At 63.2% G+C, this 20,215-nt stretch carries 27 protein-coding genes; all 27 read left to right on the top strand.

The window, feature by feature from the left end; genetic code table 11:
• Positions 1 to 16 precede the first annotated feature (16 nt).
• The 27 genes from rpoC (at position 17) to secY (ending at position 20,015) form a co-directional block, all read left to right on the top strand.
• Positions 17 to 4,234, top strand: a complete 4,218-nt coding sequence (rpoC, locus tag ACFFGH_RS05225) for a DNA-directed RNA polymerase subunit beta' (protein ID WP_386665480.1) — start codon at positions 17 to 19, stop codon at positions 4,232 to 4,234.
• 269 nt (positions 4,235 to 4,503) lie between these two features.
• A complete protein-coding gene (gene rpsL, locus ACFFGH_RS05230; protein ID WP_242103006.1) occupies positions 4,504 to 4,878 on the top strand; it encodes a 30S ribosomal protein S12 in 375 nt (124 codons plus the stop codon).
• Between the two features lie 80 nt (positions 4,879 to 4,958).
• Positions 4,959 to 5,426, top strand: coding sequence for a 30S ribosomal protein S7 (gene rpsG, locus ACFFGH_RS05235; RefSeq protein WP_386665483.1), 468 nt, complete (start codon positions 4,959 to 4,961; stop codon positions 5,424 to 5,426).
• Between the two features lie 140 nt (positions 5,427 to 5,566).
• Positions 5,567 to 7,657, top strand: coding sequence for an elongation factor G (fusA, locus tag ACFFGH_RS05240; protein WP_386665486.1), 2,091 nt, complete (start codon positions 5,567 to 5,569; stop codon positions 7,655 to 7,657).
• A gap of 75 nt (positions 7,658 to 7,732) precedes the next feature.
• Complete coding sequence (gene tuf, locus ACFFGH_RS05245) at positions 7,733 to 8,923, top strand: elongation factor Tu (protein WP_386665461.1); 1,191 nt, start codon at positions 7,733 to 7,735, stop codon at positions 8,921 to 8,923.
• A 373-nt stretch (positions 8,924 to 9,296) separates the two neighbouring features.
• Positions 9,297 to 9,608 carry a 30S ribosomal protein S10 gene (gene rpsJ, locus ACFFGH_RS05250; RefSeq protein WP_036212661.1) on the top strand — a complete coding sequence of 104 codons (312 nt, stop codon included), beginning with the start codon at positions 9,297 to 9,299 and terminating at the stop codon, positions 9,606 to 9,608.
• 10 nt (positions 9,609 to 9,618) lie between these two features.
• Positions 9,619 to 10,272 (top strand): 50S ribosomal protein L3, encoded by a 654-nt coding sequence (rplC, locus tag ACFFGH_RS05255; protein ID WP_386665489.1) that lies wholly within the window; start codon positions 9,619 to 9,621, stop codon positions 10,270 to 10,272.
• 12 nt (positions 10,273 to 10,284) lie between these two features.
• Positions 10,285 to 10,890, top strand: coding sequence for a 50S ribosomal protein L4 (gene rplD / locus ACFFGH_RS05260; RefSeq protein ID WP_386665498.1), 606 nt, complete (start codon positions 10,285 to 10,287; stop codon positions 10,888 to 10,890).
• Positions 10,887 to 11,183 (top strand): 50S ribosomal protein L23, encoded by a 297-nt coding sequence (rplW, locus tag ACFFGH_RS05265; protein WP_386665501.1) that lies wholly within the window; start codon positions 10,887 to 10,889, stop codon positions 11,181 to 11,183. Before rplD ends, rplW begins: the two co-directional genes overlap by 4 nt.
• Before the next feature lie 10 nt (positions 11,184 to 11,193).
• A complete protein-coding gene (gene rplB, locus ACFFGH_RS05270) occupies positions 11,194 to 12,021 on the top strand; it encodes a 50S ribosomal protein L2 (RefSeq protein WP_386665503.1) in 828 nt (275 codons plus the stop codon).
• 6 nt (positions 12,022 to 12,027) lie between these two features.
• Positions 12,028 to 12,297: a 30S ribosomal protein S19 gene (gene rpsS / locus ACFFGH_RS05275; RefSeq protein WP_386665506.1), complete on the top strand. Its 270-nt coding sequence runs from the start codon at positions 12,028 to 12,030 to the stop codon at positions 12,295 to 12,297.
• A 10-nt stretch (positions 12,298 to 12,307) separates the two neighbouring features.
• On the top strand, positions 12,308 to 12,643 hold the full coding sequence (gene rplV / locus ACFFGH_RS05280) for a 50S ribosomal protein L22 (protein WP_386665509.1): 336 nt from the start codon (positions 12,308 to 12,310) through the stop codon (positions 12,641 to 12,643).
• 15 nt (positions 12,644 to 12,658) lie between these two features.
• Positions 12,659 to 13,411: a 30S ribosomal protein S3 gene (gene rpsC, locus ACFFGH_RS05285; protein ID WP_386665512.1), complete on the top strand. Its 753-nt coding sequence runs from the start codon at positions 12,659 to 12,661 to the stop codon at positions 13,409 to 13,411.
• A 6-nt stretch (positions 13,412 to 13,417) separates the two neighbouring features.
• On the top strand, positions 13,418 to 13,831 hold the full coding sequence (rplP, locus tag ACFFGH_RS05290) for a 50S ribosomal protein L16 (protein WP_189457958.1): 414 nt from the start codon (positions 13,418 to 13,420) through the stop codon (positions 13,829 to 13,831).
• Positions 13,831 to 14,016: a 50S ribosomal protein L29 gene (gene rpmC, locus ACFFGH_RS05295; protein ID WP_386665515.1), complete on the top strand. Its 186-nt coding sequence runs from the start codon at positions 13,831 to 13,833 to the stop codon at positions 14,014 to 14,016. Before rplP ends, rpmC begins: the two co-directional genes overlap by 1 nt.
• 9 nt (positions 14,017 to 14,025) lie before the next feature.
• The gene (rpsQ, locus tag ACFFGH_RS05300; RefSeq protein ID WP_386665518.1) at positions 14,026 to 14,295 is read left to right on the top strand and encodes a 30S ribosomal protein S17; all 270 of its coding nucleotides are present in this window, start codon (positions 14,026 to 14,028) and stop codon (positions 14,293 to 14,295) included.
• A gap of 13 nt (positions 14,296 to 14,308) precedes the next feature.
• The gene (rplN, locus tag ACFFGH_RS05305) at positions 14,309 to 14,677 is read left to right on the top strand and encodes a 50S ribosomal protein L14 (RefSeq protein WP_189457961.1); all 369 of its coding nucleotides are present in this window, start codon (positions 14,309 to 14,311) and stop codon (positions 14,675 to 14,677) included.
• A gap of 14 nt (positions 14,678 to 14,691) precedes the next feature.
• A complete protein-coding gene (gene rplX / locus ACFFGH_RS05310; protein WP_386665522.1) occupies positions 14,692 to 15,006 on the top strand; it encodes a 50S ribosomal protein L24 in 315 nt (104 codons plus the stop codon).
• 11 nt (positions 15,007 to 15,017) lie between these two features.
• A complete protein-coding gene (gene rplE / locus ACFFGH_RS05315) occupies positions 15,018 to 15,560 on the top strand; it encodes a 50S ribosomal protein L5 (RefSeq protein WP_386665525.1) in 543 nt (180 codons plus the stop codon).
• Between the two features lie 17 nt (positions 15,561 to 15,577).
• Positions 15,578 to 15,883 carry a 30S ribosomal protein S14 gene (gene rpsN, locus ACFFGH_RS05320; RefSeq protein ID WP_386665527.1) on the top strand — a complete coding sequence of 102 codons (306 nt, stop codon included), beginning with the start codon at positions 15,578 to 15,580 and terminating at the stop codon, positions 15,881 to 15,883.
• A gap of 113 nt (positions 15,884 to 15,996) precedes the next feature.
• Complete coding sequence (rpsH, locus tag ACFFGH_RS05325) at positions 15,997 to 16,395, top strand: 30S ribosomal protein S8 (protein ID WP_386665529.1); 399 nt, start codon at positions 15,997 to 15,999, stop codon at positions 16,393 to 16,395.
• A gap of 13 nt (positions 16,396 to 16,408) precedes the next feature.
• On the top strand, positions 16,409 to 16,936 hold the full coding sequence (gene rplF / locus ACFFGH_RS05330; protein WP_386665532.1) for a 50S ribosomal protein L6: 528 nt from the start codon (positions 16,409 to 16,411) through the stop codon (positions 16,934 to 16,936).
• Positions 16,937 to 16,965: 29 nt separating this feature from the next.
• Positions 16,966 to 17,319, top strand: coding sequence for a 50S ribosomal protein L18 (rplR, locus tag ACFFGH_RS05335; RefSeq protein WP_386665534.1), 354 nt, complete (start codon positions 16,966 to 16,968; stop codon positions 17,317 to 17,319).
• Positions 17,320 to 17,476: 157 nt separating this feature from the next.
• A complete protein-coding gene (rpsE, locus tag ACFFGH_RS05340) occupies positions 17,477 to 18,010 on the top strand; it encodes a 30S ribosomal protein S5 (protein WP_386665537.1) in 534 nt (177 codons plus the stop codon).
• Positions 18,003 to 18,203, top strand: a complete 201-nt coding sequence (gene rpmD / locus ACFFGH_RS05345; RefSeq protein WP_386665538.1) for a 50S ribosomal protein L30 — start codon at positions 18,003 to 18,005, stop codon at positions 18,201 to 18,203. Before rpsE ends, rpmD begins: the two co-directional genes overlap by 8 nt.
• The gene (gene rplO / locus ACFFGH_RS05350; protein ID WP_386667382.1) at positions 18,203 to 18,646 is read left to right on the top strand and encodes a 50S ribosomal protein L15; all 444 of its coding nucleotides are present in this window, start codon (positions 18,203 to 18,205) and stop codon (positions 18,644 to 18,646) included. The genes rpmD and rplO overlap by 1 nt, the downstream gene beginning before the upstream one ends.
• A 28-nt stretch (positions 18,647 to 18,674) precedes the next feature.
• The gene (gene secY / locus ACFFGH_RS05355; RefSeq protein ID WP_386667384.1) at positions 18,675 to 20,015 is read left to right on the top strand and encodes a preprotein translocase subunit SecY; all 1,341 of its coding nucleotides are present in this window, start codon (positions 18,675 to 18,677) and stop codon (positions 20,013 to 20,015) included.
• The last annotated feature ends 200 nt before the right edge of the window (positions 20,016 to 20,215 follow it).

Below are 20,215 nucleotides of genomic sequence, written 5' to 3' on the forward strand. Positions count from 1 at the left end.
CCGCTTGGAGAACAAAATGAAAGACCTGCTCAATCTGTTCAACCAGCAGCGCCCGGCGCTCGACTTCGACGCGATCAAGATCGCGCTCGCGTCCCCGGAGCTGATCCGCTCGTGGTCCTTCGGCGAGGTCAAGAAGCCCGAAACGATCAATTACCGTACGTTCAAGCCCGAGCGTGACGGCCTGTTCTGCGCGGCGATCTTCGGTCCGATCAAGGACTACGAGTGCCTGTGCGGCAAGTACAAGCGCATGAAGCACCGCGGCGTGGTTTGCGAGAAGTGCGGCACGGAAGTGACCCTGGCCAAGGTGCGACGCGAGCGCATGGGCCACATCGACCTGGCCAGCCCGGTCGCGCACATCTGGTTCCTCAAGTCGCTGCCGTCGCGCATCGGCCTGATGCTCGACATGACACTGCGCGACATCGAGCGCATCCTCTACTTCGAAGCGTATGTCGTGACCGAGCCGGGCCTGACTCCGCTCGAGCGCGGAATGCTGCTCAACGAAGAGCAGTTCATGCAGGCCCGCCAGGAGCACGGCGACGACTTCGAAGCCGCGATGGGCGCCGAAGCCGTGTACGACCTGCTGCGCACGATCGACCTGCAGTCCGAGATGATCCAGTTGCGTGAGGACATCGCCTCGACCGGTTCGGAGACCAAGCTCAAGCGGCTGACCAAGCGCATCAAGCTGATCGAGGCCTTCATCGAGTCCGGCAACCGCCCGGAGTGGATGGTCATGACCGTGCTGCCGGTGCTGCCGCCGGATCTGCGTCCACTGGTCCCGCTGGACGGCGGCCGCTTCGCGACGTCGGATCTCAACGACCTGTACCGCCGCGTCATCAACCGCAACAACCGCCTGCGCCGCCTGCTCGAACTCAGCGCGCCGGACATCATCGTGCGCAATGAAAAGCGCATGCTGCAGGAGTCGGTCGACGCCCTGATGGATAACGGTCGCCGCGGCCGTGCGATCACCGGTACCAACAAGCGCCCGCTCAAGTCGCTCGCCGACATGATCAAGGGCAAGCAGGGCCGTTTCCGCCAGAATCTGCTCGGCAAGCGCGTGGACTACTCCGGCCGTTCGGTCATCGTGGTCGGTCCGACGCTGCGCCTGCACGAGTGCGGCCTGCCGAAGAAGATGGCGCTTGAGCTCTTCAAGCCCTTCATCTTCGCCAAGCTGCAGCGCCGTGGCCTCGCCACGACGATCAAGGCCGCGAAGAAGCTCGTCGAGCGTGAAGAGGCGGAAGTGTGGGACATCCTCGAAGAGGTGATCCGCGAGCATCCGGTGCTTCTGAACCGCGCTCCGACGCTGCACCGTCTTGGCATCCAGGCGTTCGAGCCGGTCCTCATCGAAGGCAAGGCGATCCAGCTGCATCCGCTCGTGTGTACGGCATTCAACGCCGACTTCGACGGTGACCAGATGGCCGTGCACGTCCCGCTGAGCCTCGAGGCACAGCTGGAAGCACGCGCGCTGATGATGGCGTCGAACAACATCCTGTCGCCGGCGAACGGCGAGCCGATCATTGTGCCGTCGCAGGACGTCGTGCTCGGCCTGTACTACATGACTCGCGCCCTCGAGAACAAGAAGGGCGAGGGCATGGCCTTCGCGAACGTCGCCGAGGTCAAGCGCGCGTACGACAACCGCGTCGTCGAGCTGCATGCCAAGTGCAAGGTCCGCATCACCGAGTCCGTGATCCAGGAAGACGGATCGCGCGAGCGCAAGACTTCGATCGTCGATACGACGGTCGGTCGCGCGCTGCTGCATGAAGTGCTTCCGGAAGGCCTGCCGTTCGCGCTCGCGAACGTCGAACTGACCAAGAAGAACATCAGCCGCCTGATCAACTCCTGCTACCGCATGCTCGGCCTGAAGGACACGGTCGTGTTCGCCGACCAGCTGATGTACACCGGCTTCGCGTACGCCACGCGTGCCGGCGTGTCGATCGGCATCGACGACATGATCATCCCGGACGAGAAGAAGGGCATCCTCGACGAGGCCGAGACCGAAGTGCTGGAAATCCAGCAGCAGTACCAGTCGGGCCTGGTCACCGCCGGCGAGCGCTACAACAAGGTCGTCGACATCTGGTCGCGCACGAACGAGCGCGTGGCCAAGGCGATGATGGACGCGATCGGCACCGATACGGTGACCAACGCGAAGGGCGAGCGTGTCCCGCAGAAGTCCATGAACTCGATCTACATCATGGCCGACTCCGGTGCGCGTGGTTCGCAGGCGCAGATCCGTCAGCTTGCCGGTATGCGCGGCCTGATGGCCAAGCCGGACGGCTCGATCATCGAAACGCCGATCACCGCGAACTTCCGCGAAGGCCTGAACGTCCTGCAGTACTTCATCTCGACCCACGGCGCCCGTAAGGGCCTCGCGGATACCGCGCTGAAGACGGCGAACTCGGGTTACCTCACCCGCCGACTCGTCGACGTGGCGCAGGACGTGGTGATCACCGAAACCGACTGCGGCACCGTCGAGGGTCTGATGATGACCCCGATCGTCGAAGGCGGCGACGTGGTCGAGCCGCTGCGCGATCGCGTGCTGGGCCGTGTGGTGGCCGAGGACGTGTTCCTGCCGGGCAACGACGAGGATCCGATCGTTACCCGCAATACGCTGCTCGACGAGCAGTGGGTGCAGAAGCTTGAGGACGCCGGCGTTCAGCTGATCAAGGTGCGCTCGACGATCACCTGCGAAAGCTCGTTCGGCGTTTGCTCGTCGTGCTACGGCCGTGACCTTGGCCGTGGTCATCTCGTCAATCACGGCGAGGCCGTGGGCGTCGTTGCGGCGCAGTCGATCGGTGAGCCGGGTACGCAGCTCACGATGCGTACGTTCCACATCGGTGGTGCGGCGTCGCGAGCGGCTGCGATCGACAACGTCACGGTCAAGACGACGGGCTCGATCAAATTCAACAACCTCAAGCACGTTGAACACGCGAACGGCCACCTAGTCGCGGTGTCGCGCTCGGGCGAGCTGTCCGTGCTCGACAACCACGGTCGTGAGCGCGAGCGTTACAAGCTGCCGTACGGTGCGACGATCACGGTCAAGGACGGCTCCGAACTTCGTGCCGGCCAGCAGGTCGCCAACTGGGATCCGCATAACCACCCGATCGTCTCGGAAGTCGCAGGCTTCATCCGCTTCATCGACTTCATCGATGGCGTCACCGTCATCGAGAAGACCGACGAGCTGACCGGCCTGGCGTCGCGCGAGATCACCGACCCGAAGCGTCGTGGCACCCAGGCGAAGGACCTTCGCCCGATCGTGCGCATCGTCGACAAGGACGGCAAGGATCTGCAGATTCCCGGCACCGATCTGCCGGCCCAGTACATGCTGCCGCCGCGCTCGATCGTCAACCTGCAGGATGGCGCGCCGGTCGGCGTGGGCGACGTGGTCGCCAAGATCCCGCAGGAAGCATCGAAGACCCGCGACATCACCGGTGGTCTGCCGCGCGTGGCCGACCTGTTTGAAGCGCGCAAGCCAAAGGACCCGGCGATCCTCGCCGAGATCTCTGGCATCGTCAGCTTCGGCAAGGACACCAAGGGCAAGCAGCGCCTCATCATCAAGCCGCTTGACGGCGAGGAGCACGAGGAGCTGATCCCGAAGTACCGCCAGATCATCGTGTTCGAAGGCGAGCACGTAGAGAAGGGCGAGACCGTGGTGGACGGCGAGCCGAGCCCGCAGGACATCCTGCGTCTGCTGGGTGTCGAGCCGCTGGCCGTGTACCTCACCAAAGAAATCCAGGACGTCTACCGCCTGCAGGGCGTGAAGATCAACGACAAGCACATTGAGGTGATCGTTCGCCAGATGCTGCGCAAGGTCGAGATCACTGACCAGGGCGACAGCAAGTTCCTCAATGGCGAACAGGTCGAGCGTCAGCGTCTGATCGAGGAAAACGCCCGCCTGAACGCCCGTGGCGAGATTCTCGCCAAGTACGAGCCCGTGCTGTTGGGCATCACCAAGGCCTCGCTTGCAACCGAGTCGTTCATCTCGGCTGCGTCGTTCCAGGAGACCACCCGCGTGCTGACCGAGGCCGCTGTGCGCGGTACGCGAGACAGCCTGCGCGGTCTCAAGGAGAACGTGATCGTTGGCCGTCTGATCCCGGCCGGTACCGGTCTCGCGTATCACACCAACCGCCGTCGCGACGCCACCGGACTCACCGAGTCCGAACTCGAGACTTTGGCGGCGCCGGTCACTGCCGACGCATCGGCAATGATCGAGGCAGGTGAAGAATCGAGCGCTTCGTAATACAATCGCGCGGTTAGTTAAACCCCGGCCGGTACACGTACCGGCCCAGATCACCAAATGAGGCGCATGGAGCGCCTCGTCTTGGGCCCAGGACGGGCGGGATCGCTGAAGAGTCGGGCGCAGCCGTAAGGCCGCCGGACTCGCATGTGTAGCTCGCGTTGACGGAAACGTCCGCCGCGGGCTATACTTTTTCGTCTCGGCGGACTGGGCGTGCCTGTCCGCCGCTCGTTTTCACGAAAGGCCGGTCGGCCTTCTTCAAAGAGTTCCTGATGGCGACGATCAATCAGTTGGTGCGCAAGCCGCGCAGCCCTGAAACCTACAAGAGCACGTCACCGGCGCTGGCAAACTGCCCGCAGCGTCGCGGCGTCTGCACCCGCGTCTACACGACCACCCCGAAGAAGCCGAACTCGGCCCTGCGCAAGGTCGCTAAGGTCCGTCTGACCAACGGTTACGAGGTCATCTCGTACATCGGCGGCGAAGGGCACAACCTGCAGGAGCACTCCGTGGTGCTGATCCGTGGCGGCCGCGTCAAGGACCTGCCGGGCGTGCGCTACCACACCGTGCGTGGCTCGCTCGACGCCGCCGGTGTCGCAAAGCGCCGCCAGGGTCGCTCCAAGTACGGCGCGAAGCGTCCGAAGTCCTAATCATTGTGTGCGGCCGAGCGCGGCGGAGGTTTGCTCCGCGCCGCTTGCCGCGATCCACGAATCAAATCGAGTGAACGCCCATGTCGCGTAAAGGCTCCACCCCGCAGCGTTCGGTCCTGCCCGACCCCAAGCACGGCAGCGAAACGATCGCGCGCTTCATCAATATGGTCATGCTGAGCGGCAAGAAGTCGATCGCTGAAAAGATCGTCTATGGCGCTATGGATGTGATCAACGAAAAGAACGCCAATGCCGTCGAGCTCGTCGAGAAGGCGCTCAGCAACGTTGCTCCTGCCGTCGAGGTTAAGTCCCGTCGCGTCGGTGGTGCCACGTATCAGGTGCCGGTCGAAGTGCGCGCGTCCCGCCGCATGGCGCTGGCGATGCGCTGGCTGATCGATTCCGCTCGCAAGCGCGGCGAGAACAGCATGCCGCGCAAGCTCGCAGCTGAGCTGATCGACGCCTCCGAAAATCGCGGTGGCGCGATCAAGAAGCGTGAAGAGACCCACCGTATGGCGGAAGCGAACAAGGCGTTCGCGCACTACCGCTGGTGATCTGAGCCCCCGGAATCGGGGGTTCACAGCAGGGCTCCAAGGAGCTCTGACGCGGCGGCGAAACGCTGCCGCGCGAACCGGAGGCCGCCCACGAGGCGGCGTCCGGCCATTTGGAATCCCAAAACTTACGAGAGGGTCCCGTGGCTCGCACCACTCCCATCGAGCGTTACCGCAACTTCGGCATCATGGCCCACATTGATGCCGGCAAAACCACCACATCCGAGCGCATCCTGTTCTACACCGGTGTCAGCCACAAGATCGGCGAAGTGCACGAAGGTGCCGCGACGATGGACTGGATGGAGCAGGAGCAGGAGCGCGGCATCACCATTACGTCGGCCGCGACGACCGCGTTCTGGAAGGGCATGGACAAGTCCCTGCCGGAGCATCGCTTCAACATCATCGACACCCCGGGGCACGTCGACTTCACGATCGAAGTCGAGCGTTCGTTGCGCGTGCTCGACGGCGCGGTGTTCGTGCTGTGCGCCGTCGGCGGCGTGCAGCCCCAGTCGGAGACAGTCTGGCGCCAGGCCAACAAGTACTCGGTGCCGCGCATGGCGTTCGTCAACAAGATGGACCGTACCGGCGCGAACTTCGACAAGGTCGTCGAGCAGCTGAAGTCCCGCCTCGGCGCGTACCCGGTGCCGATGCAAGTGCCGATCGGCGCCGAAGACAACTTCGAAGGCGTCGTCGACCTGCTCAAGATGAAGGCGATCCACTGGGATACCGCTTCGCAGGGCACGAAGTTCGAATACCGCGACATCCCGGCCGAACTCGTCGACATCGCGACCGACGCGCGTAGCTTCATGGTTGAAGCCGCCGCCGAGGCCTCCGAAGAGCTAATGGATAAGTACCTCAATGAGGGCGATTTGTCCGAGGCCGAGGTCATTTCGGGCCTGCGTGAGCGTACGCTGCGCGTCGAGATCGTTCCCGTGTTCTGCGGCACTGCGTTCAAGAACAAGGGCGTCCAGGCGATGCTTGACGGCGTCATCAACCTGCTGCCGTCGCCGGCCGACCGGCCGCCGGTGCAGGGCATCGACGACAACGAGAAGGAAGACAGCCGTAAGGCGTCCGACACCGAGCCCTTCTCGGCGCTCGCGTTCAAGATCATGACGGACCCGTTCGTGGGTTCGCTCACGTTCTTCCGCGTGTACTCCGGCGTGCTCAACTCTGGCGACCAGGTGTACAACCCGGTCAAGTCGAAGAAGGAGCGTGTGGGCCGAATCCTTCAGATGCACGCGAACAACCGTGACGAGATCAAGGAAGTCCGCGCGGGCGACATCGCCGCCGCGGTCGGCCTGAAGGACGTGACCACGGGCGACACGCTGTGCTCGCAGGACAAGATCATCACGCTCGAGCGCATGGTGTTCCCGGAGCCGGTCATCTCGATGGCCGTCGAACCGAAGACCAAGTCCGACCAGGAAAAGATGGGTCTCGCCCTTGGCCGCCTGGCCCAAGAAGATCCCAGCTTCCGTGTTCGTACGGACGAGGAATCTGGCCAGACAATCATCTCGGGTATGGGCGAGCTGCACCTCGAGATCCTCGTCGACCGCATGAAGCGCGAGTTCAACGTCGAGGCGAACGTCGGCAAGCCGCAGGTTGCGTACCGCGAAACGATCCGCAAGGCCGTCAAGGCCGAAGGCAAGTTCGTGCGTCAGTCCGGCGGCAAGGGTCAGTTCGGTCACGTGTGGCTCGAGATCGAGCCGCAGGAGCGCGGCCTCGGCTACACCTTCGAGAACGCGATCGTCGGTGGCGTCGTGCCGAAGGAATACATCCCGGCGGTAGACAAGGGCATCCAGGAAGCAGTTGCGAACGGCATTTTCGCGGGCTACCCGATCGTCGACGTCAAGGTGAAGCTGGTCGACGGTTCGTACCATGAAGTCGACTCGTCGGAAATGGCGTTCAAGATTGCCGGTTCGATGGGCTTCAAGGATGGCTTCCACAAGGCGAGCCCGGTTCTGCTGGAGCCGATCATGAAGGTCGAGATCGTGACGCCGGAGGATTACCTCGGCGACGTGATGGGCGACGTGAGCCGTCGTCGCGGCATCCTGCAGGGCTCCGACGACACGCCGTCGGGCAAGGTCATCAACGCGATGATCCCGCTGGGCGAGATGTTCGGTTACGCCACGTCCCTGCGCTCGATGTCGCAGGGCCGCGCAACCTTCACGATGGAGTTCGACCACTATGCCGAGGCGCCGGCAAACATCGCCGAAGCCGTGGTGAAGAAGAACTGATCCATCCGTACGAAGCGGGTCGGCGACTGCCGGCCCGCGCTCCACAACGAATAACAATCGAAGAGGTTAGCCAGCATGGCCAAGGGTAAGTTCGAGCGCACCAAGCCCCACGTGAACGTGGGCACGATCGGTCACGTTGACCACGGCAAGACGACGCTGACGGCGGCGCTGACGAAGGTGGGCGCCGAGCGTTTTGGCGGCGAGTTCAAGGCATACGACGCGATCGACGCGGCGCCGGAAGAGAAGGCGCGCGGCATCACGATCTCGACCGCACACGTCGAGTACGAATCGGCCAACCGTCACTACGCGCACGTTGACTGCCCGGGCCACGCCGACTACGTCAAGAACATGATCACCGGTGCGGCGCAGATGGACGGCGCGATCCTGGTGTGCTCGGCCGCTGACGGTCCGATGCCGCAGACCCGCGAGCACATCCTGCTCTCGCGTCAGGTCGGTGTGCCGTACATCGTCGTGTTCCTGAACAAGGCTGACATGGTCGACGACGCCGAGCTGCTCGAGCTGGTCGAAATGGAAGTGCGTGAGCTGCTCACGAAGTACGACTTCCCGGGCGACGACACCCCGATCATCCACGGTTCGGCCCGCCTGGCGCTGGAAGGCGACCAGAGCGAGATCGGCGTGCCGGCGATCCTTAAGCTCGTCGACGCGCTCGACACGTTCATCCCCGAGCCCGAGCGTGACATCGACAAGCCGTTCCTGATGCCGGTCGAAGACGTGTTCTCGATCTCCGGTCGCGGCACGGTTGTCACCGGTCGTATCGAGCGCGGCATCATCAAGGTCGGCGACGAAATCGAAATCGTCGGCATCCGCGCCACGCAGAAGACCACGGTCACCGGCGTCGAGATGTTCCGCAAGCTGCTCGACCAGGGTCAGGCAGGCGACAACGCCGGTCTGCTGCTGCGCGGCACGAAGCGCGACGACGTCGAGCGCGGCCAGGTGCTGTGCAAGCCGGGTTCGATCAAGCCGCACACCGACTTCGAAGCCGAAGTCTACGTGCTGAGCAAGGACGAGGGCGGCCGCCACACGCCGTTCTTCAAGGGCTACCGTCCGCAGTTCTACTTCCGCACCACCGACATCACCGGCGCCGTCCAGCTGCCCGAAGGCGTCGAGATGGTGATGCCGGGCGACAACGTGAAGATGGTGGTCACGCTGATCAACCCGGTCGCGATGGACGAAGGTCTGCGCTTTGCAATCCGCGAGGGCGGCCGCACCGTCGGCGCCGGCGTGGTGGCGAAGATCATCAAGTAAGGCGAAGCGGCCGAGAGGCCGCTCGGTCGCACGCAGAACCAAGAAGAGGGGCGGCGATTGCGCCGCCCCTCTTCCTTTTTACACACGGGGCACGCTAGAATCGCGGACCCCGCTAGGGGACCAGCGAAATGAGGGGCAGGACGCTCCTCGTATTCGCCCGACAGGGAAGGTCGTAAGGCAGATCCGGCACTCCGCGAGACGCGGGTTGTACGGTCGCTTCACGCGCCTTATACTTTTCTGTCTGGGCGGGCCGGGAAACTGGCCTGCCTTGTTTTTCGCGTATTGCAGGCCTTTCGGCCGCATGCGCAGCAACCGTGGGGCGGGGCGCATGACGCCGCCACCGTCCGTCGCTCTTTAACGAAGGAATCCCGTCATGGCGGACCAAAAGATCCGAATTCGGCTCAAGGCGTACGATCATCGTTTGATCGACCGCTCGGCCAGCGAGATCGTCGAAACGGCCAAGCGGACCGGCGCGCAAGTGCGTGGCCCGATCCCGCTGCCGACCAAGATCGAGCGCTACACCATTCTTACTTCGCCGCACGTCGACAAGGACGCGCGCGACCAGTACGAGACCCGCACGCACAAGCGCGTGCTCGACATCGTCGATCCGAACGACAAGACCGTGGACGCGCTCATGAAGCTTGAGCTCGCGGCCGGCGTCGACGTTCAGATCAAGCTGACCTGAGGCCATCACCATGACCGCGAAGAAGTATTCGTTGGGCATCGTCGGCCGCAAGGCCGGCATGAGCCGGTTCTTCACCGAAGACGGCAAGTCCGTCCCGGTGACGCTGATCGAAGCGACCCCGAACCGCATCACCCAGATCAAGACCACAGACACCGATGGCTACAGCGCCGTGCAGGTGACCGTTGGTGTGCGTCGCGCAGCACTCGTCAACAAGCCGGAGGCCGGTCATCTCGCTAAGGCTAAGGTCGAGGCGGGTCGCGGCCTGTGGGAGCTCCGCGTCGAGGCCGACCAGATCGGTGGTTTCGAAGTCGGCGGCGAGATCAAGGCCGACATCTTCCAGCCGGGCCAGATCGTTGACGTCCAGGGCGTTACGAAGGGCAAGGGCTTCCAGGGCACAATCAAGCGCTGGAACTTCCGGATGGGCGACGCGACCCACGGTAACTCGCTTTCGCATCGCGCCCCGGGCTCGATCGGTCAGCGTCAGACACCGGGTCGCGTGTTTCCGGGGAAGAAGATGTCCGGTCACATGGGTGATGTGCAGCAGACGACGCAGCGCCTGGAAGTGGTCAAGGTCGACGCCGAGCGCGGCCTGATCGCGATCAAGGGTGCAGTGCCGGGTGCTCCGGGCGGCGACGTGATCGTGCGTCCGTCGAGCAAGGCATAAGGAGAGATGACGATGGAACTCGCCATCACCAATAGCAGCAATACGCTGTCGGTCTCCGACGCGATCTTTGGCCGCGAATTCAGCGAGGACCTGGTTCATCAGGTTGTCGTTGCATATCGCAACGCCGGTCGCGCTGGCACCAAGGCGCAGAAGACCCGTTCGGAAGTCAACGGCACGACCAAGAAGTCGAAGAAGCAGAAGGGCGGCGGCGCGCGTCACGGCGCACTGACGGCTCCGATCTTTGTCGGCGGCGGCGTGACGTTCGCGGCGAAGCCGCGCAACTTCTCGCAGAAGGTCAACCGCAAGATGTATCGCGCCGCGATTTCCGCGATCCTCTCCGAGCTCAACCGTCAGGGCCGCATCAAGGTAGTCGAGTCGTTCGAACTCGACGCGCCGAAGACCAAGGGTCTGATCGAGAAGCTTCAGGGGCTCGAAGTCGGCAAGCGCCCGCTGATCGTCACTGAAGACGCGACCGAGAATCTCTACCTCTCGGCCCGCAACCTGCCGTACGTCGAAGTGCGTGACGTTCAGGGCCTGGATCCGGTTGCCCTAGTCGGCGCGGACTCGGTCGTGTTCACCACCGAGGCGGTGAAGAAGATCGAGGAGTGGCTGGCATGAACGACGCCAAGCTCTACAGCATCATCCGCGCGCCGCGCGTGTCCGAGAAGACCGCGCGCCTGCAGGAAGTCTCCAACCAATACGTCTTCGAAGTCGCGACGGACGCTACCAAGGCCGACATCAAGGTCGCCGTGGAAAAGCTGTTTGGCGTGAAAGTCGAAGCGGTCAACGTTGCGAACGTGAAGGGCAAGAACAAGGCCTTCAAGTTCCGCATGGGCCGCCGCGCTGACTGGCGCAAGGCGTACGTGAAGCTGGCAGAAGGCCAGTCGATCGACGTGATGGCCACGGCCTGAGGAATTACCCATGGCATTGATGACTTTCAAGCCCACCTCCCCCGGCCGTCGTTCGATGGTCCGCGTGGTGACTCCGGGTCTGCACAAGGGTGCGCCGCACGCGCCGCTCCTTGAAAAGCAGGGTAAGACCGGCGGCCGTAACCACCATGGCCGCATCACCACCCGTCACATTGGTGGTGGCCACAAGCAGCACTATCGCATCATCGATTTCAAGCGCGATAAGCAGGGCATCCCGGCTCGCGTCGAGCGCATCGAGTACGACCCCAACCGTACCGCGCACATCGCTCTGCTGTGCTACGTCGACGGCGAGCGTCGTTACATCATCGCGCCGAAGGGCCTCAAGGACGGCGACCAGGTGATCGCCGGCCGTGACGCGCCGATCCGCGTCGGCAACACGCTGCCGCTGACCAATATCCCGGTCGGCACCACGGTGTGCTGCGTCGAGATGAAGCCGGGCAAGGGCGCCCAGTTGGCACGCGCCGCCGGCGCCAGCGCCTACTTGGTCGCTCGCGAGCAGGGCTACGCCACGCTTCGTCTGCGTTCGGGCGAGATGCGTAAGGTTCCGGTTGAGTGCGCGGCAACCATCGGCGAAGTCGGCAACGACGAGCACAACCTCGAGAAGCTCGGCAAGGCTGGCGCGAAGCGCTGGCGCGGCGTCAAGCCGACCGTTCGCGGTGCGGCCATGAACCCCGTCGACCATCCGCACGGCGGTGGTGAAGCCAAGGCCGGCCAGGGTAACCCGCATCCGGTCACGCCGTGGGGCGTGCCGACCAAGGGTTACAAGACCCGCAAGAACAAGCGCACCACGCAGTTCATCGTGCGCGATCGTAGGAGCTAACCGGCCATGGCACGTTCACTTAAGAAAGGCCCGTTCGTCGACCACCACCTGATGAAGAAGGTGGAGACGGCCGGCAACAACAAGAAGCCGATCAAGACCTGGTCGCGTCGCTCGATGATCCTGCCCGAGATGGTTGGTTTCACGATCGCCGTGCACAACGGCAAGAACCACATCCCCGTGCTGGTCAACGAGAACATGGTTGGCCACAAGCTTGGCGAATTCGCCTTGACCCGTACCTTCAAGGGTCACGGCGGCGACAAGAAGTCGGGTCGCTAAGGAGATGACAATGGAAGCGAAAGCCATCCTGCGCACCGCGCGCATCTCCCCGCAGAAGGCCCGCCTGGTCGCCGACCAGGTGCGCGGTCTGTCCGCAGAGCGCGCCGTCAACCTGCTGAAGTTCTCGGACAAGAAGGCTGCCCAGATGATCCGCAAGGTCGTCGAGTCCGCCATCGCGAACGCGGAAAACAACCAGGGCGCCGACGTCGACGAACTGCGCGTCAAGACCATCATGGTGGACGAAGGTCCCGCCCTCAAGCGCTTCATGGCGCGGGCAAAAGGCCGCGGCACCCGCATCCTCAAGCGCACCAGCCACATCACTGTGGTTGTGGGCGCTGGCAAGTAAGGCGGAGTCAGACTAATGGGTCATAAAGTTCATCCCACCGGCATCCGCCTTGGCATTTCCAAGGACTGGAACTCGAAGTGGTTCGCCGGTAAGAAGCAGTACGCCGAGTACCTGGCTGCCGACCTCAAGGTCCGCGACATGCTTCGCAAGAAGCTGGCACAGGCCGGTATCTCCCGCATCTTCATCGAGCGTCCGGCAAACAACGCCCGCGTGACGATCCACACCGCCCGTCCGGGCGTCGTGATCGGCAAGCGCGGTGAGGACATCGAGAAGCTGCGGCGCGAGGTCAGCGAAGTGATGGGCGTTCCGGCGCACATCAACGTGACCGAGGTACGCAAGCCCGAGCTCGACGCCCAACTGGTTGCAGAGTCGATCGCGCAGCAGCTCGAGCGTCGCATCATGTTCCGCCGCGCGATGAAGCGTGCCGTGGGCAACGCGATGCGCCTCGGAGCTCTTGGCATCAAGGTCAACGTTGCCGGCCGCCTCAACGGTGCGGAAATCGCCCGTTCCGAGTGGTACCGCGAAGGCCGCGTTCCGCTGCATACATTGCGTGCCGACATCGACTACGGTTTTGCGGAAGCGAAGACCACGTACGGGATCATCGGCATCAAGGTGTGGGTCTACAAGGGCGAGATCTTCGATTTCTCCCAGGTTGGCCAGGAGAAGCCGGACGACAGCCCGCGCAACGAGCGTGGTGACCGCGGTGATCGTGGCGACCGTCGCGACCGCAACGACCGTCCGGCCCGCCCGGCCCGCGAAGCGAGGTAATTCGTCATGCTGCAACCCAAGCGAACCAAGTACCGCAAGGTGCACAAGGGCCGCAACGAGGGCCTGAGCTGGAACGGCAATGCCGTCAGCTTTGGTGAGTACGGCCTTAAGGCGACCAGCCACGGCCAGCTCACCGCTCGCCAGATCGAGGCTGCTCGCCGTTCCATCAGCCGCTACGTGAAGCGTGGCGGCAAGATGTGGATCCGCGTGTTTCCCGACAAGCCGATCACCAAGAAGCCGATCGAGGTCCGAATGGGCTCCGGTAAGGGCAACGTCGAGTACTGGGTCGCACAGATCCAGCCCGGTCGAATGATTTACGAGATCGAGGGTGTGGCCGAGGACGTCGCTCGTGAAGCGTTCCGCCTGGCCGCCGCCAAGCTCTCGGTGACCACCCAGTTCGTGACCCGTACGGTGCGCTGATGGAACTCAAGCAAATGCGCGAAAAGTCGGCTGCCGAGCTCCAGGCTCACCTCGCCGAGCTGCATAAGGAGAGCTTTGCTCTCCGCATGCAGAAGGCGACCGGCCAGCTCGCCAAGACCCACGAGACCCGCCGTGTGCGCCGCGAAATCGCGCGCGTCAACACGCTGCTGGGTCAGAAGAAGTAAGGACCCGCCATGACCGACAACAATACAGAGAAGGCGCTGCGCACGGTTGAAGGCCGGGTTGTCAGCAACAAGATGGACAAGACCGTCACCGTGCTCGTCGAGCGCCAGGTCAAGCACGCGCTGTACGGCAAGTACATCCGCCGCTCGACCAAGCTCCACGCCCACGACGCCGAGAACGCCTGCAACGAGGGCGACATCGTGCGAGTGAAGGAGATTGCCCCGATGTCGAAGACCAAGAACTGGAGCGTGGTTGAGATCGTCAGCCGCGCGACCGTGTAAGAGGAGCTGAACCATGATCCAGATGCAAAGCTACCTCGACGTGGCCGACAACTCCGGTGCCAAGGAACTGATGTGCATCAAGGTGCTCGGCGGCTCCAAGCGTCGCTACGCCGGCATCGGCGACATCATCAAGGTCACCGTAAAGGATGCAATCCCGCGCGGTAAGGTCAAGAAGGGTGACGTGTACGACGCCGTCGTGGTGCGGACCCGCAAGGGCGTCCGCCGCCCGGACGGCTCGCTGATCCGTTTCGACGGCAACGCGGCCGTACTGCTCAACAACAAGCAGGAACCGATCGGTACCCGCATCTTCGGGCCTGTGACCCGCGAGCTGCGTTCCGAGAAGTTCATGAAGATCGTCTCGCTCGCTCCTGAAGTGCTCTGAGCGGAGGAATAGATATGAACCGTATCCGCAAGGGCGATCGAGTGATCGTCACCACCGGCAAGGACAAGGGCAAGCAGGGCGAAGTCGTGCGCGTGCTCGGCGAGAAGGTCGTCGTCTCGAACATCAACATCGTCAAGCGGCACACCAAGCCGAACCCGCAGGCAGGCCAGCCTGGCGGCGTGATCGAGCGCGAAGCGCCGATCCACATTTCCAACGTCATGCTCTTCAACCCGGCCACCGGCAAGGGTGAGCGCATTGGATTCAAGGTGCTGGAGGATGGACGCAAACTGCGTGTGTTCCGCTCCAGCGGCGAGGCGGTTGACGCCTGAGGAATGCTTAAATGACCACCCGGCTTGAAGAGTTCTACAAAAACGAAGTCGTCCCGGCGCTGACCGCGAAGTTCGGATACAAGAATCCGATGGAAGTGCCGCGCCTGGTCAAGATTACGCTCAACATGGGCGTGGGCGAGGCCGCGACAAACAAGAAGATCCTTGAAAACGCGGTCGCCGACATGACCAAGGTCGCGGGCCAGAAGCCGATCGTGACGAAGAGCCGCGTGTCGGTCGCCTCGTTCAAGATCCGCGATGGCTGGCCGATCGGCTGTAAGGTCACGCTGCGTCGCGCGCACATGTTCGAGTTCCTTGACCGTCTGATCAACATCTCGCTTCCGCGCGTCCGCGACTTCCGCGGCGTTTCGGGCAAGTCGTTTGACGGCCGCGGCAACTTCAACATGGGGGTCAAGGAGCAGATCATCTTCCCCGAAATCGACTTCGACCAGGTCGACGCACTGCGCGGCATGGACATCGCAATCACGACCACGGCGAAGAGCGACGCGGAAGCCCGCGCGCTGCTGGAAGCGTTCCGCTTCCCGTTCCGTACCTAAGTCTCGAGGAATCTGAAATGGCTAAGACCTCCATGGTCAACCGCGAGATCAAGCGGGAAAAGCTCGCCAAGCAGTACGCGGCCAAGCGTGAGGCGCTGAAGAAGATCATCTCCAGCACCGACGCGTCTTACGAGGACAAGATGGACGCCGTGGTTAAGCTGCAGAAGCTGCCGCGCGACTCGTCGCCCAGCCGTCAGCGCAACCGCTGCGAGCTCTCCGGTCGTCCGCGCGGCACGTATCGCAAGTTCGGCCTCGGCCGCAACATGCTGCGCGCCGCCACCATGCGCGGCGACGTCCCGGGCTTGCGCAAGGCCAGTTGGTGAATCTGCTATAGTGGCTGGCTAGCCCAGCCTCAAGCGCCGCGCCCTACGGTCGCGGCGTTACAACTGAATTCGCAATTCCGCGGATATCGGTGCTACTCATAAGGTGAACCTCAATGAGCATGACTGATCCCATTGCCGACATGCTGGTCCGCATCAAGAACGCGGCAGCTGTCCGTAAGCCGACGGTGAAGATGCCGTCGTCCAAGATCAAGGTTGCAATCGCCGGCGTCCTCAAGGACGAAGGCTACATCCTCGACTCGCGCGTGACCGAGGTCGGTCCCGGCAAGTCACAGCTTGAAATCGTGCTGAAGTACTACGAAGGCAAGCCCGTGATTGAGCGCCTTGAGCGCTACTCGCGGTCCGGCCTGCGCCAGTACCGCGGCAAGGACGCGCTTCCGAAGGTCCTCAATGGCCTCGGCGTCGCCATCATCTCCACCTCGAAGGGCATCATGACCGATGCGCAGGCGCGCCAGCAGGGCGTCGGCGGAGAGGTTTTGTGCTTCGTGGCTTAAGGGAGGAATAGAAATGTCCCGAGTTGCCAAGAAGCTGATTGCCCTCCCGAAGGGTGTCGAGCTCAATGTCCAAGCCGACTCCGTCAGCGCCAAGGGCCCGAAGGGCACGTTGTCGGTGCCGAAGCCGGGTGCGATCAATCTCAAGGTTGAAGACGGTCATGCCGTGTTCGTGACCGAGGACGCCGCGCTCATCCCGCTGACCGGTACCTTGCGCGCGATTCTCGCGAACATGGTCAAGGGCGTGTCCGAAGGTTTCGAGCGCAAGCTTGAACTCGTGGGCGTGGGCTACCGTGCCGCGATGCAGGGCAAGGATCTGAATCTTTCGCTCGGTTTTTCCCACCCGGTGCTGTTCAACACGCCGGAAGGGATCACGATCACGACGCCCACACAGACCGAGATCGTGGTCGCCGGCGCGGATAAGCAGCGCGTGGGCGAGGTCGCGGCGAAGATCCGCAGCTTCCGTCCGCCGGAGCCTTACAAGGGCAAGGGCGTGAAGTACGCTGGTGAAGTCATCATTCGCAAGGAAGCCAAGAAGGCCTAAGGCCTATCCGCTTTCCGAAGGACAAAGTCATGAAGAAGAACATCGCCCGCCTCCGCCGTGCCAAGTCGACCCGCGCGCATATCCGCGAGCTCGGCGTTCCGCGTCTGTCGGTGCTGCGCACCGGCCAGCACCTGTATGCCCAGGTCTTTACCGCAGATGGCGCAAAGGTGCTGGCGGCGGCCTCCACCGTACAGGCCGACGTGAAAGATGGGCTGACCAGCAGTAAGAACATCGACGCAGCGACCAAGGTCGGCCGTTCAATTGCCGAGAAGGCCAGGGCCGCGGGCGTCGAGAAGGTCGCGTTTGACCGGTCGGGCTACCGGTACCACGGCCGCATTAAGGCGCTTGCTGATGCAGCGCGTGAGGGCGGTCTGCAGTTCTGATCGTCACTTATGTCCGGCGCTATCCGCCGGACATTCCGCCGCCAGCGCGGATTGCGCTGGGCGTGCGTGGCGGTTCCGCTGCGCGCGAGTCACCGGTACACGACCACAACGATAAGCGGCACCGCCGCAAATCCTTTCAATATCCGAGACTCAGACAATGGCAGAAGAACGTTCGCCGCGGGGCCGCGACCGCAACCGCGAAGAGATTGATGACGGCATGATCGAGAAGCTGATCGCGGTCAATCGCGTCAGCAAGACCGTCAAGGGCGGTCGCCAGTTCACCTTTACAGCGCTGACCGTCGTCGGCGACGGCTCGGGCAAAGTGGGCTTCGGCTACGGCAAGGCACGCGAAGTGCCGGTCGCGATCCAGAAGTCGATGGAGCATGCGCGCAAGAGCATGGCCAACGTGGATCTCAACAACGGCACGCTCTGGCACTCGGTCAAGGCTGGCCACGGTGCTGCACGGGTGTTCATGCAGCCTGCCTCAGAAGGTACCGGTGTCATCGCCGGCGGCGCGATGCGCGCTGTGCTCGAAGCTGTGGGCGTGAAGAACGTGCTTGCCAAGGCCGTTGGCTCGCGCAACCCGATCAACCTGGTGCGCGCGACGATGAAGGGCCTGACGGACATGCACTCGCCGGCCTCAATCGCGGCCAAGCGCGGCAAGAAGGTGGAGGATCTCGTCAATGGCTAAGAACCAGGCAGTCGAGGGCGGCACCGTCAAGGTGCGTCTGGTCAAAGGTCTGCGTGGCACCCAGTCGCGTCACCGCCTGTCGGTGCGTGCGCTCGGGCTCAACAAGCTCAACGATGTGCGTGAACTCAAGGACAGCCCGCAGGTGCGCGGCCTGATCAATAAGGTTCACTACCTCGTTCGCGTCGAGGAGTAATCAATATGCGTCTCAACACTTTGCAGCCCGCCGAGGGCGCACGCCAGGAGCGCACGCGCGTCGGTCGCGGCATCGGTTCTGGGCTTGGCAAGACCTGCGGTCGCGGCCATAAGGGTTCCTTTGCGCGCTCGGGTAAGGGCAAGATCAAGGCCGGCTTCGAAGGCGGTCAGATGCCGATGCAGCGCCGTCTGCCGAAGATTGGCTTCCGTTCGAAGCTGTCGAAGGATACCGCGGAGGTGCTTCTGTACCAGCTCGACAAGCTCGACGCGGGCGATGTGGACTTTGCGGCGCTTAAGGCTGCCAAGCTGGTGCCCAGCACCGCGAAGCAGGCGAAGATCGTCGTCAAGGGCGACGTGACCAAGAAGTTCGTGCTCAAGGGCCTGCTGGCAACGGCCGGCGCGAAAGCGGCGATCGAAGCGGCCGGCGGCCAGGTCCAGGAGTAAGCGGTAGATGGCGCGCAGCAGCAACGCGATGGCGGGCCTCGGTGGCGGGCTCGGTAAATTCACCGAGCTCCGCCAGCGCTTGCTGTTTGTCGTCGGCGCTCTAATCGTTTATCGCATCGGTTGCTACATTCCGGTTCCGGGGGTCAACCCCGAAGCCATGCTGCAGCTAATGGAGACGCAGCAAGGCACGATCGTGGACATGTTCAACATGTTCTCGGGCGGCGCGCTGGAGCGCTTCAGCCTGCTCGCGCTGAACGTGATGCCGTATATCTCGGCGTCGATCATCGTGCAGCTTCTCGTGCAGATCGTTCCGACGCTTAAGGCCATCCAGAAGGAAGGCGAGTCGGGGCGTCGCAAGATCAATCAGTGGTCGCGTATGGGTGCGATCCCGCTGGCTGTTTTCCAGGCGTGGGGTATCGCAACCGCGTTGCAAGCGGGTGGGGCGAGCCAGGGCATCCCCGTCGTGTACAACCCGGGGCCGGGGTTCGTGCTGACCGCGATCATTGCGTTGACCGCCGGCACGATGTTCCTGATGTGGCTCGGCGAGCAGGTGACCGAGCGCGGCATCGGTAACGGCGTTTCACTGATCATCTTCGCAGGCATTGTCGCTGGTCTGCCCTCAGCGATCCTCGGGATGTTCGAGCAGATCCGTAACGGCGACATGTCGGCTTTTGCTGCTATTGCCGTAGTGGCGATCGTCCTGATCTTTACCTTCCTTGTCGTGTTCGTAGAGCGTGGTCAGAGGCGCATCACGGTCAACTACGCGCGCCGCCAGGGCGGGCGCAGCGCGTACATGAACCAGTCGTCGTTCCTGCCGCTGAAGCTCAACATGTCGGGTGTCATCCCGGCCATTTTCGCGTCGAGCATCGTGATGTTTCCGGCGACCGCAGCCACCTGGTTCGCGCAAGGGAATTCGAACTCCTTCCTGTTGCAGTTGAGCCAGTGGCTGAACCCTGGCGAGCCGCTGCATATGATTCTTTACGCGTCGCTCATCGCGGGCTTCGCGTTCTTCTATACTGCGCTTGTTTTCAACTCGCAGGAAACCGCCGACAACCTCAAGAAGTCTGGCGCGCTCATTCCTGGGATCCGTCCGGGCAGGGCGACGGCCGACTATATTGACGGGGTGCTGACGCGCTTGACGGCAGCGGGGGCGACGTATTTGGTCATCGTGTGCTTGCTGCCCGAGGTGATGCGTACGCAACTCGGGACCTCGTTTTACTTCGGCGGCACCTCACTACTGATTGTCGTGGTCGTTGTGATGGACTTTATTGCGCAGATTCAGGCGCACCTGATGTCGCATCAGTATGAAAGCCTGCTCAAGAAGGCCAACCTCAAGGGTTCGCGCGGCGGCCTTGCGGGCCGGACGTGATCCAGCCGCGGCGGTATGCACCGCCGCATTAGTTGCGCCGCTGAGTGGCGCGACGGTTTCAAGGGGCTTGCGAACAAGCGCCGCAAGTCTAGAAAGGGCGACTCGCGCGGCGGTTCTGGGCGCGGGTGGTCATGGTCCCGCGGCGCGCCAGAGTAGCGCACCCGGCCTGAGGGGCTTCCCGAAGGCACAGACTGCGACCG

It is taken from the genome of Lysobacter korlensis, from assembly GCF_042434515.1.